The sequence below is a fragment of the Aminobacter aganoensis genome, from assembly GCF_014206975.1.
In the GTDB taxonomy this organism is placed as follows: domain Bacteria; phylum Pseudomonadota; class Alphaproteobacteria; order Rhizobiales; family Rhizobiaceae; genus Aminobacter; species Aminobacter aganoensis.
Genome location: NZ_JACHOU010000006.1, coordinates 118,555 through 132,848 on the forward strand (window position 1 = coordinate 118,555; position 14,294 = coordinate 132,848).

Annotated in this window: 15 protein-coding genes; 12 read left to right on the forward strand and 3 right to left on the reverse strand. The window is 64.7% G+C overall.

What is annotated here, in order from left to right:
• Positions 1-18: 18 nt before the first annotated feature.
• Positions 19-501, reverse strand: a complete 483-nt coding sequence (locus GGR00_RS14560; protein WP_210315026.1) for a MarR family winged helix-turn-helix transcriptional regulator — start codon at positions 499-501, stop codon at positions 19-21.
• Between the two features lie 137 nt (positions 502-638).
• Here GGR00_RS14560 and GGR00_RS14565 point away from each other — a divergent pair, with 137 nt between their 5' ends.
• The 8 genes from GGR00_RS14565 (at position 639) to GGR00_RS14600 (ending at position 7,142) form a co-directional block, all read left to right on the forward strand.
• A complete protein-coding gene (locus GGR00_RS14565) occupies positions 639-1,133 on the forward strand; it encodes a methyltransferase family protein (protein WP_184699805.1) in 495 nt (164 codons plus the stop codon).
• Positions 1,134-1,880: 747 nt separating this feature from the next.
• Positions 1,881-3,971 carry a flagellar biosynthesis protein FlhA gene (flhA, locus tag GGR00_RS14570; protein ID WP_055979566.1) on the forward strand — a complete coding sequence of 697 codons (2,091 nt, stop codon included), beginning with the start codon at positions 1,881-1,883 and terminating at the stop codon, positions 3,969-3,971.
• Positions 3,968-4,720 carry a flagellar biosynthetic protein FliR gene (fliR, locus tag GGR00_RS14575; protein WP_184699806.1) on the forward strand — a complete coding sequence of 251 codons (753 nt, stop codon included), beginning with the start codon at positions 3,968-3,970 and terminating at the stop codon, positions 4,718-4,720. The genes flhA and fliR overlap by 4 nt, the downstream gene beginning before the upstream one ends.
• A 2-nt stretch (positions 4,721-4,722) precedes the next feature.
• On the forward strand, positions 4,723-5,109 hold the full coding sequence (locus tag GGR00_RS14580) for a hypothetical protein (RefSeq protein ID WP_055979573.1): 387 nt from the start codon (positions 4,723-4,725) through the stop codon (positions 5,107-5,109).
• 64 nt (positions 5,110-5,173) lie between these two features.
• Positions 5,174-5,722: a rod-binding protein gene (locus GGR00_RS14585; RefSeq protein ID WP_184699807.1), complete on the forward strand. Its 549-nt coding sequence runs from the start codon at positions 5,174-5,176 to the stop codon at positions 5,720-5,722.
• Between the two features lie 10 nt (positions 5,723-5,732).
• Positions 5,733-6,152 carry a hypothetical protein gene (locus GGR00_RS14590; RefSeq protein ID WP_055979579.1) on the forward strand — a complete coding sequence of 140 codons (420 nt, stop codon included), beginning with the start codon at positions 5,733-5,735 and terminating at the stop codon, positions 6,150-6,152.
• Positions 6,140-6,691, forward strand: coding sequence for a hypothetical protein (locus tag GGR00_RS14595; protein WP_082496684.1), 552 nt, complete (start codon positions 6,140-6,142; stop codon positions 6,689-6,691). Before GGR00_RS14590 ends, GGR00_RS14595 begins: the two co-directional genes overlap by 13 nt.
• A gap of 166 nt (positions 6,692-6,857) precedes the next feature.
• Positions 6,858-7,142 carry an SCP2 sterol-binding domain-containing protein gene (locus tag GGR00_RS14600; RefSeq protein WP_055979581.1) on the forward strand — a complete coding sequence of 95 codons (285 nt, stop codon included), beginning with the start codon at positions 6,858-6,860 and terminating at the stop codon, positions 7,140-7,142.
• A 60-nt stretch (positions 7,143-7,202) separates the two neighbouring features.
• Here GGR00_RS14600 and GGR00_RS14605 read toward each other — a convergent pair whose 3' ends face one another.
• Together GGR00_RS14605 and odc2 are read right to left on the reverse strand one after the other, a co-directional pair.
• Positions 7,203-7,769 (reverse strand): GNAT family N-acetyltransferase, encoded by a 567-nt coding sequence (locus GGR00_RS14605; protein WP_184699808.1) that lies wholly within the window; start codon positions 7,767-7,769, stop codon positions 7,203-7,205.
• A 116-nt stretch (positions 7,770-7,885) separates the two neighbouring features.
• Positions 7,886-9,019: an ornithine/lysine decarboxylase gene (gene odc2, locus GGR00_RS14610; RefSeq protein WP_055979588.1), complete on the reverse strand. Its 1,134-nt coding sequence runs from the start codon at positions 9,017-9,019 to the stop codon at positions 7,886-7,888.
• A 548-nt stretch (positions 9,020-9,567) separates the two neighbouring features.
• Between odc2 and GGR00_RS14615 the strand changes: the two genes are divergently transcribed.
• The 4 genes from GGR00_RS14615 to GGR00_RS14630 all read left to right on the forward strand — a co-directional run bounded on the left by GGR00_RS14615 (position 9,568) and on the right by GGR00_RS14630 (position 14,293).
• Complete coding sequence (locus tag GGR00_RS14615) at positions 9,568-10,761, forward strand: amidase (protein ID WP_184699809.1); 1,194 nt, start codon at positions 9,568-9,570, stop codon at positions 10,759-10,761.
• 115 nt (positions 10,762-10,876) lie between these two features.
• Positions 10,877-12,529: a DUF1963 domain-containing protein gene (locus tag GGR00_RS14620; protein ID WP_184699810.1), complete on the forward strand. Its 1,653-nt coding sequence runs from the start codon at positions 10,877-10,879 to the stop codon at positions 12,527-12,529.
• 113 nt (positions 12,530-12,642) lie between these two features.
• A complete protein-coding gene (locus GGR00_RS14625) occupies positions 12,643-13,563 on the forward strand; it encodes a LysR family transcriptional regulator (RefSeq protein WP_055979597.1) in 921 nt (306 codons plus the stop codon).
• 64 nt (positions 13,564-13,627) lie between these two features.
• Positions 13,628-14,293: a DUF1007 family protein gene (locus tag GGR00_RS14630; protein WP_184699811.1), complete on the forward strand. Its 666-nt coding sequence runs from the start codon at positions 13,628-13,630 to the stop codon at positions 14,291-14,293.
• Position 14,294: the final 1 nt, after the last annotated feature.

Consider the following 14,294-nt stretch of genomic DNA (forward strand, 5'->3'; position numbering starts at 1 on the left):
CCGACCAGGAGCCGCCTGCTATGGCAGCCGCGCCGTCCGCGCTGTCACTTCGGCGCTCACCTGCCGCAAGACCTCGGTGGTTCTGAGGATGTCCGCTTCGCCAAGGGCGCCGCCCATGGTCGAGGCGATCGCCAGGAGTTGGGCGTCCATCTCGCGATAGCGCGCAGCGCCCTGCGGTGTCAGTTGCACGAGCTTCGAACGCCGGTGCTTCGGATTGTCGGCGAACTCCACCAACCCCTCGGCTGCAAGCTCGTCCGCCAGCCTCTGCATGCGCTGGCGGCTCGTCGGCCGCATCTGCGCGATCTGCGGCACCGTCAGCGGACCGAGCACCGCCAGGCTTCGCATGAAGCCGAACGCGCCGCCGCCCCAGCTGGTGATCAGCCCGGTCTTCTGGCCGATCGCCCTTATCCTGAAGAAGCACTGCGCCACTTCGAGCATCAGCTCGGCAATCGCCTCCGCCTTGCTGCCGGCAACTGCACCCGTTCCCGTCTCAGCCGCCATCCCGGTCCCCTGTCCTGCTGACCTTCACCGTTACCTGCACAGCCTCCGTTATTGACACCAAGGTTGTCAATTTATAGAATGACACCTTGGTTGTCATTCGCATTGAATTTCGCCCTTCAGCATCTGCGGGAGCATTCATGCGTCACCCACCTGCACAACAGCCCGACCACGGCACGGCGGGCGTCATTGCCCGGCCGCCCATTCTCTTTCTTGGCACGCTCGTGCTTGGTCTGGTCGCCGACCGGCTGCTGCCCTTGGCGTTCGTCGTCCCGGCGAGCGGTCCGATCCTCACGCTGGTCGCCGGCGGCCTGGTCCTTGCCGGCATTGCGCTGGTCGCCGCGGGCATCCGCAACTTCTCCCGGGCCGCCACGCCGGTGCCGACGAACGAGCCAACCCGCGCGCTCGTCACCTCGGGCATTCACGGCTGGACGCGCAACCCGATCTATCTCGGCATGTTTCTGTTCTATGGCGGCATCGGCATCGCCGCGCAGAGCACATGGGTCCTTGTCCTCGTCCTGCCTCTTGCGATCGTCGTCCGCTACGGCGTCGTTGCCCGCGAGGAGGCTTACCTCGAGCGGCGCTTCGGCGATGCCTACCTCGACTACAGGCGACGCGTGCGGCGATGGCTGTGAGCCGGCAGACTTCGTCCTTGAGGGGATAGTCTTTCCACATCGAGATGGCTGCGGGTTCCGTCCGTCGGGCTGCTCGGCCACGGCACGGCAACCGCTGCCGCCCGATGCCGGCAAAGCCGTGTCACCATTCTGTCAGCAATCCGCGTGGATAGCCGGCCGTGTTTTTCCACGCCCTGAAAACCTCCCATACAATCCATGCCAGTTTCTCCCGCGGGAACGCCGGTCGCGACGGTGGCATGCGGGGAGGAACCGGCGCCTCCGGCAATGGGCCAACGTAGCCTGTTGCCCGGGGAGGTTCCGTCCAAGGGTTCCCCTTCGGGTATTACGGCCCGGGCGCGCTGGACGATGCGCTAGTGGGGCAAGGGCGAAAATGCCCGTGCCCCGGAAGCGGAACGGACGGGAACAGAAATCGCCGGCGGGGCGCGGACGTCGCGCCACATAAAATACTATCGGAAGGCACGGCCTTGCGCCCCGCTTCCCGGTTTCCCTCATCCTGAGCTTGTCGAAGGATGAGCTTGTCGAAGGATGAGCTTGTCGAAGGATGAGCTTGTCGAAGGATGAGCTTGTCGAAGGATGAGCTTGTCGAGGGATGACAATGGCCAGGCGCGAAAGCGAGCGTGGCGGTGAAAAGGCTTGGCATCCGCCAACGCAGGCCGTGCGTCCCCTCCTCCCACCCTCGCGCAAGCTTGAAGCAATAGGGTCAACGGGCCGTGGCATGGGTCGCGGCGGAATTCGGTCGGGTAAGCCATGGCGATCAGTGAAACCATTTCGGGCATAGGCGCTCCCAACAAGAGCGGACGCGACGTTTTCTTCGCGCTCGGCATCGTCGTCATCCTCGCCGTCCTGTTCCTGCCGATCCCGGCCTTCCTGATCGACGTCGGCCTCGCCTTCTCCATCGCCATCTCGGTGCTGATCCTGATGGTCGCCCTGTGGATCCAGCGGCCGCTCGACTTCTCGTCGTTCCCGACGATCCTGCTGATCGCCACCATGCTGCGCCTGTCGCTCAACATCGCCACCACGCGCATGATCCTGTCGCACGGCAACGAAGGCACCCACGCCGCCGGCTACGTCATCTCGGGTTTCTCCAACCTCGTCATGTCCGGCGATTTCGTCATCGGCCTGATCGTCTTCCTGATCCTGATCGTGGTAAACTTCATCGTCATCACCAAGGGCGCGACGCGTATCGCCGAGGTCGGCGCGCGCTTCACCCTCGACGCCATCCCCGGCAAGCAGATGTCGATCGACGCCGACCTCGCCGCCGGCATGATCGACGACAAGACCGCCCAGCTCCGCCGCCGTGAACTGGAGGAGGAAAGCTCCTTCTTCGGCTCGATGGACGGTGCCTCGAAATTCGTCCGCGGCGACGCCATCGCCGGCCTGATGATCACCGCCATCAACATCGTCGGCGGCATCGCCATCGGCTATTTCCGCCACGACATGGGCATGGGCGAAGCCGCCGACGTGTTCATCAAGCTGTCGGTCGGCGACGGCCTTGTCACCCAGATCCCGGCCCTCATCGTCTCGCTCGCCGCCGGCCTGCTGGTCTCCAAGGGCGGCACCCGCGGCTCGGCCGACCAGGCGGTGTTCGGCCAGCTCGGCGCCTATCCGCGCGCCCTTTACGTCGCCGCCGGCCTGCTGCTGCTGCTCGCCCTGATGCCGGGCCTGCCGATGTTCCCGTTCGTCACCCTCGCCGCCGGCATGGCAGCACTCGGCTACATCATCCCGATGCGCCACAACCGCCGCATCGCCGAGGCCGATGCCGAGAAGAAGCAGGCGGAGGTCGACAAGGTCGAGGAGGAGAAGAATTCGGTCAAGGCGTCGCTCGCCACAGCCGAGATCGAGCTCCTGATCGGCAAGCAGCTGTCGACGCGCCTGCTCGCCACGCACCAGGAACTCGCCTTCCGCATGTCGAAGATGCGCAAGAAGTTCGCCACCCAATACGGCTTCGTCGTGCCTGAAGTCAGGATGACCGACGACTACTCGATCCCGCCCAAGAGCTACCAGATCAAGATCCACGGCACGGTGGTCGCCGAATACCAGATGCGCGTCGGCGAGATCATGGTGCTGCTCGGCTCGCGCGAACTGCCCGACATTCCGGGCGAGGAAGTGCGCGAACCCGCCTTCGGCATGCGCGCCTTTTCGGTACTCGATTCCTTCGCCGAGGACCTCAAGCGCGAGCAGTTCACCTTCGCCGACAACATGTCGGTGCTGCTCACCCATCTCTCCGAGGTGATCCGCAACAACCTGCCGCAACTGCTGTCCTACAAGGACATGAAGGCGCTTCTCGACCGCCAGGACCCGGAATACCGCAAGCTTGCCGACGAGATCTGCACCTCGCACATCACCTATCCGGGCCTGCAGGCGGTGCTCAAGCTGCTGCTCGCCGAGCGCGTCTCGATCCGCAATCTCCACCTCATCATCGAGGCCATCGCCGAGATTTCCCCGCACGTCCGCCGCACCGAGCAGATCGTCGAGCATGTCCGCATCCGCATGGCCCAGCAGATCTGCGGCGACCTCGGCGAGAGCGGCGTGCTCAAGGTGCTGCGTCTCGGCAACCGCTGGGACCTCGCCTTCCACCAGAGCCTCAAGCGGGACGCCAAGGGCGAGGTCCGCGAATTCGACATCGACCCGCGCCAGCTCGAGGAATTCGGCCAGGACGCCTCCAAGGCGATCCGCACCCACCTGGAGACCGGCGAGCGCTTCGTGCTGGTCACCGCCCCCGACGCCCGGCCCTACGTCCGCATGATCATCGAGCGTCTGTTCCCGACCCTGCCGGTGCTCAGCCATGTCGAGATCGCCAAGGGCGTCGAACTCCGCGTGCTTGGAACCATCTCATGAATGTTGCCGCGCAAGGGTTCGTCCTTGCGGCGTTCCTCGCCTTTTGCCGCATCGGCAGCTGCTTCATGCTGATGCCCGGCATTTCGAGCGTGCGCGTGCCGATGCATGTCAGGTTGTTCGTCGCCGTCGCCGCGACCGGCGGGCTCATGGTCCATCTCTGGGACCAGATCTTTCCCTATGTCGATGCGCGCCCGGGCGTTCTGATGCCGATGATCGCCTCGGAGCTGCTGATCGGCGGCCTCATCGGCCTGATGGCGCGCCTCTACATCCTGGCGCTGATGTTCATGGGCTCGGCCATCGCCATGCTGATCGGCTATGGCGGCGTCGGCGGCCACGCCATCGAGGAAAACGAACCGCAGGCCCCGCTTGCGTCGATCATCTCTATTTCGGCGCTGATCCTGCTCTTCGCCTTCAATTTCCATCATGAGATCGTGCGCGCGCTGGTCGCCTCCTATCAGGTCGCGCCGGTCAACCTGTTCTTCAACCCGCAGGCAGCCCTGGTCGACATCGCCGACACGCTGTCGGAGAGCTTCATGGTCGTGCTCAGGCTGGGCAGCCCGTTCATCGCCTATGCCCTCCTGGTCAACCTGACGATCGGCTTCGTCAACAAGCTGACGCCGCAGATCCCGGTCTACTTCATCTCGCTGCCCTTCGTCGTCGCCGGCGGCCTGATCATGATGTATTTCGGCATCGCCACCATGCTCAGCCTGTTCGCCGACGGCTTCGTCGACATCACGGTGGGGAGGTAGACATGGCGTCGCGCAGGGAGCGGCTGAAGAAGCTGGTCGTGGTGCAGGAGCAGCTCAAGGCGCTGCACGAGACACGTCACGCCGGCTTCGTCGCCCAGGCCATCGCCGCCGAGAGCGAGGCGCAGGCCCTGGCGGAAAGCTTCGACAGCGCCGAAGGCATGCCCCAGCTTTTCCCGGAGCTCTATCACCGCCGCATCTCGGCGGCGATCAACCGGCAGCAGCTCAACCTCGGCCTCGCCAGGTTCGAGGTCGGAAAGATCGCCGCGGCCACCGCCCGCACCAACATGGTCGAGCGCGCCTATCGCGACGTCCGCCGCCAGGACGAGCGCGACAGCGCCGACCGCGAACGTCTCGAAATCATTGAAAGAAAGCCGAGCGACGACAAGTAAGGTTGCCGCAAGCTTGACCCTCCACAATCAGCAGTAACGCAAACCCCGGAAAGGCGAGCCAGCTTTGGCGATCTCCCCACCCAGCGACATCGTTCTGGACGTTGCCAAGGCCGTCGAGCCGGCCGGCATCCAGGCCGCGCGTGCCGCGCTCGCCAACCGGACGGCCAGCACCGCGGGCGCCTTCTCGCTCACCGAGGCAGCCGTCACCGGCGGCATCTCGCGGCAGCCCGACCCGGCAAGCCCCGACGCCAGCATGAAGCACTTCGAAGCCATGGTGCTGCAGACCTTCATCGAGAACATGCTGCCCAAGAACACCGACAGCGTCTACGGCAAGGGAATGGCCGGCGACATGTGGAAGTCGATGATGGCCGAGCATCTGGCCGGCCAGACCGCAGAAGCCGGCGGCATCGGCATCGCCAAGGCGCTCATGCGCGACCATTACATCAAGGACGAGCAGGCGATGCCGGTCGGACCGGCTGGCGGCGGCCCGGATCGGGCCGCGCTCGACCAGCAGGAAAGCCAGGCGACCGCGGTCATCCAGGAAATACAACGGAAGATGGTCCAGTCGCTGGGACGCGACACAGCCTCCTCCGTCACTGACACCAAATCCTAGAGGGTAAGATATGTCGGATCTCTCCGAATACAGGCCGAACCTCCCGGCCAAGGCCGAGCCGATCGAACTCGTCCAGTCGACGCAGCCGGGCAACATCGGCGCCATCATCAGCCGCATCGAAGAGGCGGTCGAGGAAGAAACCGCCTCGATCCGGACCGACATCCGGTTCGACATCAAGGCGTCGAACGCGCGCAAGAGCCGCTATCTCTACGAATTGACGCGCGCCACCAAGGGTCTGGTCGAAGGTGACTTCCCGGGCGACCTCAAGGTCGGCGTCGAGCGCCTGCGCGACAAGCTCGCCGCCAACGAGCGCGCCATCCTCGCCCATCTCAGCGCGGTCAGCGAAGTCGCCAACCTGCTCAAGGATGCCATCCAGCGCTCCGAGACCGACGGCACCTATTCCGCCAACGAATTCGGATGGGCGCGGTGATCAAGTTCATCGCGGCGGCCTTGTGGATTGTCGCCGTGACGCTCGGCGCGGTCTTCTATTCGTTCCAGGCCGCGGCCAACCTGCCCGCGGTCGACGAAAAGAAGCCGCTGCTCGGCGGTCTCGACTACGTCAAGACGGATGTGATCTCGGTGCCGCTGCTCAAGGGCGAGCGCGTCGAGGGCTATTTCCTGACGCGCCTGGTCTACACGGTCGAGCCCAAGCAGGTCGCCAAGATGTCGGTGCCGATGGACGCGCTGCTCGTCGACCAGGTCTATTCCTATCTCTACGGCAATCCGCAGATCGACTTCACCCAGTACGACAAGCTCGACCTCGACGGCTTCCGCAACGGCCTGCGCGACAGCATCAACGCCCGCATCGGCGAGAAGCTGGTGCATGAGGTGATGGTCGAGCAGATCGACTTCCTGACGCCGGACGACGTTCGCGACAATGCGGTGCGTCGCCGTTCTGCAGCCGCGACGGCGGCCGCCAAATCGGCCGAGGCCGAAGCCGCCGGCGAGGCACCGGCCCCCGCCCACTGAGCCCGACGCGAGCCAGCCACTTGACGGGGCGTTTCTCAAATCTACGTTGACGTAAACGTCAATTGGCCGCTATAGGCTTTGCAGTCCTGTGACGCGGCCGGCTTGTCCGGATTGGTCCGGGGAGGCTGGGCGCAAAGCGCCTTTCAGGAAAGATCAGGAGACAGCCATGAGCATTCAGACAGTCGCAGACCAGATCAAGTCGAAGGTCGAGAGCTCCGGCTTCGACCGTTCGGTCAAGTTCGACACCGGCGCCGACGGCGTCATCGTCATCGACGGCGCGACGCTGTCGACCACCGACGGCCCCGCCGATTGCACCATCAAGCTGTCGCTCGACGACCTGGAGTCGCTCATTGCCGGCGACCTCAACCCGACGATGGCCTTCATGACCGGCAAGATCAAGGTCGAAGGCGACATGTCCGTGGCCATGGGCCTCAGCAGCCTTCTCGGCTAAGCCTCGGTCCAAGAGGCCTAATGGACCTTCCCGTCACCGCCAGGCACGGGAAGGTCACGATCAGGCAGCCAGCCGCGCACGCTCGGTCTTGAGCTTGCGGCCGGCAGCCTTCAGGACGCCCTTGGTACCGTCCAGGACGCCCGAAACAAGTTCCAGCGCGAGAAAGCGTTCGCGCTCGTAGGGGCCAGGCATTGCCAACTGCGCCGTCTTGTCGGCGGTAAAGCCGAAGCGCGCATAATAGGGCGCATCGCCGACCAGCAGGATGGCGCGATGGCCGAGGCGCGCAGCCTCCGCGATGGCATGGCGCATCAGCGCCGAGCCGATGCCAGCGCTCTTCATCGCCTGGTCGACGGCAAGCGGGCCAAGCAGGAGCCCCGCCGGACCACCCTCGCCCAGACGCACGTCCCACAGCCGCACGGTGCCGACCACCGAACCCTCGGCAGTGCGCGCAATCAGCGCCAGGCCCTCGGAAGGGCGGCGCCCTCGGCGCAGCTTCTCCGACGACTTCTTGCGCCGTTTCGGGCCCATGGCCCGGTCAAGCAGGGCTTCACGTGCCGGAATGTCGGCAAAGGTTTCAGCCACGATCACGATGTCGGGCGAGGTTTTGGCAATTTCTTCGATGTTCATTTCCGCGATCCTTCACGAGCGGAGATCTGTTCCACAAGCGAACCCGTCGGGCGCACCAGGTGCACGCCCGCCGGGGTGATCTGAACGGCTCCGGCGCCAGGCGCCGTTTCGAGCCGTCAGATCACGTAGGATCGGAGAGGCTCGAAGCCGTTGAAGGCGACCGACGAGTAGGTCGTCGTGTAGGCGCCGGTGCCCTCGATCAGCACCTCGTCGCCGATGGTCAGCGACAAGGGCAGCGGGTACGGCGTCTTTTCGTACATCACGTCGGCCGAATCGCAGGTCGGGCCGGCGAGCACGCAGGGCGACTTTTCGTCGGCATCGCGCTCGGTGACGATCGGGTAGCGGATGGCTTCGTCCATCGTCTCGGCGAGACCGCCGAATTTGCCGATGTCAAGGAACACCCAGCGCACATTGTCGTTGTCGGCCTTCTTGGAGATCAGCACGACTTCCGACTTGATGACACCGGCATTGCCGACCATGCCGCGGCCCGGCTCGATGATCGTCTCCGGGATATTGTTGCCGAAATGCTTGGACAGCGCCTCGAAGATGGCCTGGCCATAGGCCTGGGCCGCCGGCACGTCGCGCAGGTAGCGCGTCGGGAAACCGCCCCCCATGTTGACCATGCCAAGGGTGATGCCCTCTTCGGCAAGCGACGCGAACACCTTCTTGGCGTCGGTCAGCGCACGGTCCCAGGCGGAGAGATCGACCTGCTGGGAACCGACGTGGAACGACACGCCATAGGCGTCGAGGCCGAGCACCTTGGCCTGGCGCAGCACGTCGACCGCCATGGCAGGCACGCAGCCAAACTTGCGCGACAGCGGCCATTCGGCACCTTCGCCATCAGTCAGAACGCGGCAGAACACGCGGGCACCGGGGGCGGCACGCGCGATCTTCTCGACCTCTTCGACGCTGTCGACGGCAAACAGGCGGATGCCCAGTTCGAAGGCACGCGCGATGTCGCGCTCCTTCTTGATCGTGTTGCCGAAGGAGATGCGCTCGGCCGGCGCGCCGGCATCCATGGCCATCTCGATCTCGGCGACCGACGCGGTGTCGAAGGACGAGCCCATCGAAGCAAGCAGGCGCAGGATCTCGGGCGCCGGGTTTGCCTTCACCGCGTAGTAGATCTTGGACTCCGGCATGGCCTTTTCGAAGGCGCGGAAATTGTCGCGCACGACATCGAGGTCGACGACGAGGCAGGGGCCGGACGGACGTCGGGTGGCAAGGAAGTCGAGGATGCGCTGAGTGGCCATAGGTCTCTCCATCGCGCGGTCCTGCCGCGCAAGATCATCAAGCTGCGGGACGGCCGTTCCCGGCCGCGGTATCCCGCGGTGGACAAAGACATGACCGCTATTTGATGGAACCAGCCTGTGGAGACCCTGGATCCATAAATGCGCTTCACGCGGCGGTGAACCTGAGCCAGCCCGGCTTCGGTTCGCTTTGTCTGCCTTGGCTTGGAAATGGGAAGACCCGTTCCGCACTGCCGGCAATGAAGGTGTGCCTCTTCAGTAACCCCGGCTTTTGGACAGCCGGAAGAGAACCAGAAAGGCCCGCACCGTCGTTGCTTCAAGGTGTCCTCGATTTCGCGGTTGGCCGCCAAACCGACTGGAGGGGTTAGCTCCAGTTACCTTACCGATTTCCTCGCCATTCGAGGGATCGGCGGACACCCACAGGCACGTGCGACTTTGGGCAAGCCGGGATATATGCACCACGACCGTCACAATCAATTAAAATCGGACGGTGGGTTGAAAAAATTCAAACGTCGAACAATGCTGGAGATATCGTAAACAGGCTTCGAACGATGACTGGCATGCCCGACCCTTTCAACGCATTTGTCGATACGCCGCAAGTGCCTGTTTCGAATGCAGAAAATGGCCGATTGGCCGGCCTGCGGCTGGCCGTCAAGGACATTTACGACGTTGCCGGCCTCGTCACCGGCTGCGGCAACCCCGGCAAGGCCAGCAGCGGCCTTCCGGCGACCGATACCGCCGTGTCGGTGCAGGCGCTTCTCGATGCCGGCGCGCGATTCGCCGGCAAGACCCAGACCGACGAACTCGCCTTCTCGCTGATGGGCCAGAACGCGCACTTCCCGCACCCGATCAATCCGGCAGCGCCCGGCCGCGTTACCGGCGGCTCTTCGTCGGGTTCGGCCGCCGCAATCGCTGGCGCGCTTGCCGACATCGCGGTGGGCTCCGACACCGGCGGTTCGATCAGGGCGCCGGCCAGCTTCTGCGGGCTTGTCGGCCTGCGCGCGACCCATGGCCTGATCCCGCTCGACGGCGCGATGAATCTCGCCCCCAGCCTCGACGTGTTCGGCTGGTTCGCGCGCGACATCGACATCTACGAGACCGTGGCCAAGCTGCTCATCGGCAAGGATGCCCATCGCGGCGAACTGGCCCGGCCGCTGGCGCTCGACTGGCTCGACGCGCTGCCCTCCGGCCCCGCCGAGACCGCCGAATACCGGCGCATGCGCGGCGTGGCCGAAAGCGTCCTTGGCCCGGTCGCCAAGGCAGCCCCCCTCGCCTTCACCCCTGACGAGCTCTACTGGTGCTTCCGCAAGGTCCAGGCATATGAAGCCTGGCAGCAGCACGGCGCATGGATCTCGTCCGCAGACCGCGGCCTCGGCCCGGGCGTCAAGGAGCGCTTCGAATTCGGCGCCAGCATCAACGCCACAACCTACCAGATGGAAATCGCCAGGCGCGATGCTTTCCGCGGCGCGCTCGGCGCCTTGCTGGACAACGACGGCATCCTGATCCTGCCGACGGTGCCCGGCGCGGCCCCGCTCGCCGATGGCACGCATGACGAATTGCTGGCCTACCGCGAGCGGGCACTCATGCTGCTCTGCCTGTCCGGCCTGTCGGGCTTCCCGCAGATCACCCTGCCCATCGGCGCGGTCGAAGGCGCGCCCTTCGGCCTGTCGTTGCTTGGCCCCGCCGGCAGCGACCTCGCGCTGGTAAAGCTGGGACGCAAGATCCTGGAAGCTGCCGGCAAGTAGAAACCCGCGCCGCACCGCAGACAAACTACTGCCAGCAATCACCAATGATTAGTCTTGTGCGGCTAGTTTGCCGCGCATGATCCCATACACGCGCCCGTTGCTGGTATTTGTTGTCATGGCCACGCTGGTGGCGCAGACGCTTACGCGTTTCCTCGACAGCCTGCCCGGCGGGGGTGTCTCCAACGGCGTCCAGGGCATCAATACCCTCCTCGACTTCGTGCTGGTGTCGCGGATCGGCATGGTTCCTTCTGCCGCCGTGCTCGCCCTGCTGACCATCGTGTTCACGATACAGGCCTATCGCAGGCAACATAGCGGTCAGCAACCGACTGCACGCCCTGCCGTCCGGCAACGAACGGCCAAAACAGCAGCGCCGGTCATGCAAGCTCCCTCCGCGGAACGCATGGCCAAGGCGGTCGCAAGGACCAATCTCAAAGTGCCGGACAGGCCGCTGACCGAGGCCGACCGCCAGTTCCTGATCAAGCTTCGGGAGGACTTGTCCGCCCAGCTCGTGCATGAAAAGCAACTCATCGACGCCAAGGGCACCGAACCCCTGGTCGTCCGGCTGGTGCCGCAGATCCCGCTGCGCGACGTCGAACGCCCGAGAAGCTGGCTGGGCGGCGAACCGGCGATGGCCGAACATATCCCCTGGCCCCAGATAGACGGCCGCAACGCCAATTTCCTTGGCCAGATCTGCTGCGCTGATTTGCCTGACGATCTCTGGGACGGGCTGGGGCCGCGCGAAGGCTGGCTCGCCTTCTTCATCCACCCGACCGACTACGCCGTACGCGTGCTGCATCTCGGCGAGATGGGACCATGGCGGCAGGGACCCGACGACCTCAGCATAGCAGGCTGGTCCACCAGCCTGCCCTATGGCAAGTCGCGGCTGATGCCGATCAACGACTGGCCACGCTGGCCCGTCGACCTGATGCCGCTGCGCTCCGGTGATCCCGACCCCAAGCTGGAAGGTCATAGCGAGGCGATCCACGAGATCTACAGGCAGGGTTTCGACGTGGCATCGCCGGAGCATCGCCCCTTCGATCGCGACACCACCCTCGCCATGCTCGAAATCGCCGAGGCACGCCTCGCCGAATATGTGACCAAGGACCTGATCACGCCGATCCGGCAGCAGCTCGAACAGGTATCGAAAAGCCTCGCGCTTGCGGAAGCTGCCGCAGAGCAGCCCGGCAACCTCGCCGAACTGCGCGAACGCGCGGTTACCTTGCCGGCGTTGATCGACGCAAGGACGAAGGGGCAACCCATGCTCGAAGCCGCGCTGGCACAGGTGCGCTCAGTGGCCGAGCGGGTCAGGGCAACATCGGACCAGACGCAGTTGTCGCAAGACCAAATCGCCGCGATCGTGGCCGAACTGGCAAAGTACGACATCATCTATCCGCGAACGCAGCAGGCGCCGCTGACCACCCACAACGGCGACGGCTCCCTGTGGACCTGGGACTTCGAATGCCTGCGTCTTGACCGGGCGCGGCACGCCTACTCCAGATCGCCGGATGCCCTGCCTCCGGCGATGCGCGGCTACTTCGAGGCCATCTGGAAGGACGAGGCCGTGCACGAAATGGCAGGCATGGGCCACATTCCATTCCTCTATGTCCGCCAGTTCGACCTCGACAAGGACGTGACCCTGCTCGAACTGCCCACAAGCAACCTGATGGGCTGGATGTTCGGCGACGTCGAAACGCTGGTGCTGACGATCAGCAAAAAGGACCTAGCGGCGGGCAGGTTCGACGCTGTCAGGACCCAGGTCTCCAACTAGCCGGCACTTTCGGCCCTGACGCATCACGCTTTGTTTGGTTGCCCTTGACCCCTCGCCCGGTGTGAACAATCTTCGCACGAACGTAGATTTTCTTTGAACGAGACCGCAGGCACATGGACACACTCACCCGGATGCGCGCCTTCATCGACGTCGTCGAGGCCGAAGGCTTCTCTGCGGCGGCGCGCAAGATCGGCCGCTCGAAGGCGCTGCTGTCCAAATATGTCCGCGAACTGGAGGACGAGCTCGGCGCCCTGCTGCTCAATCGCACCACCCGCCAGTTCTCGCTGACCGAGGCCGGGCACACCTACTACCGGCGCGCGTCCGAGATCGTCCGCGAGGTCGACAGCCTGGCCGATGCCGTACGCGAATCCTCCGGCGACGTGCGCGGCCGCATCAAGCTGTCGGCGCCGCGCACCTTTGCCGACGCGCCGATCGGCCAGTCGCTGATCGACTTCGCCAAGGAACACCCCGACATCGTGCTCGAGATCCATCTCGACGACCGCTTCGTCGACCTGGTGGAAGAAGGCTTCGACCTTGCCATCCGCATCTCGCGGCTGGAGAACTCGTCGCTGATCGCGCGCCGGCTGGCACCCTTCGGCATCAGGCTGTGCGCCTCCCCTGAGCTGATCGCCAAGTACGGCATGCCGCAGCGCCCGACCGACCTCACCAGCATCCCCTGCATCATCGACACCAATGGCCGCTACCTGTCGAACTGGCCGTTCACCAGCGACACCGGCGAGGCCATGACCGTTTCGGTGAGCGGGCCGATGGAAGTCAACAGCCCGCTGGCGGCACGGGCCGCGGCAGTCGCCGGCCTCGGCTTCGCCATCCTGCCGGATTTCATCGCCGCACCCGACATCGAAGCCGGACGGCTCGTGCCGGTGCTCGACGACAACCGCCCGTCCGCCGGCGGCATCTTCGCGGTCTACCCGCACAGGCGCTATTTGCCGGCCAAGATCCGCGTCTTCGTCGATTTCCTGGTGCAGTGGTTCAAGATCAATCCGTGCGACCATCCCGCAGAATTGAAAGGCTGACGTCCCACTTTCGCCCTGTTTCTGATAATGGTCGGCTTCATTCGAACCGCCGGACCGCAGTGCCATGATTCTGAAAATGCGAACGTCGATGATGGCCGCGGCCGGAGCAGCCCTGCTGGCAACGACGGCGCCGGCGAGCGTTCATCCGCACGTCTTCGCCGAGGCCCGGCTCGACGTCCAGCTCAACCCCGACAACACGGTGAAGTCGCTGCGCCACCTCTGGCGCTTCGACGACCTGTTCTCCAGCACCGTGCTGATGGAGTTCGACAAGAATTCCGACCTCAAGCTCGACGACAGCGAACTGGCAGAGGTCTCCAAGACGGTGTTCGAATCCATCGGCGAGTACAATTACTTCCAGGTCGTCACGCTCGACGGCAAGGACGTGGCCATGAAGCCACCGGCCGGCCTGATCGCCGATTTCGAGGACCAGCAGCTGATCATCCTGTTCGAGGCGGAGCCGAAGGAGCCGCTGAAGCTGTCGGGCAAGATCGATTTTGGCGTCTACGATCCGACTTTCTACACGGCGATCGATTTCACCGAGGACACCAACCTCAATGTCGCCTCGCTGCCGGCGATCTGCACGCGCCAGGTGATCCGCCCAGATCCCGACGAGGCGATCGCGCAGAACCAGACCAAGCTGACCGACGCCTTCTTCAACGACCCGGCGGGAACGGACATGAGCAAGATCTTCGCCACCCGGCTGGAACTGAACTGCCAGGCAAAGGGCTGAC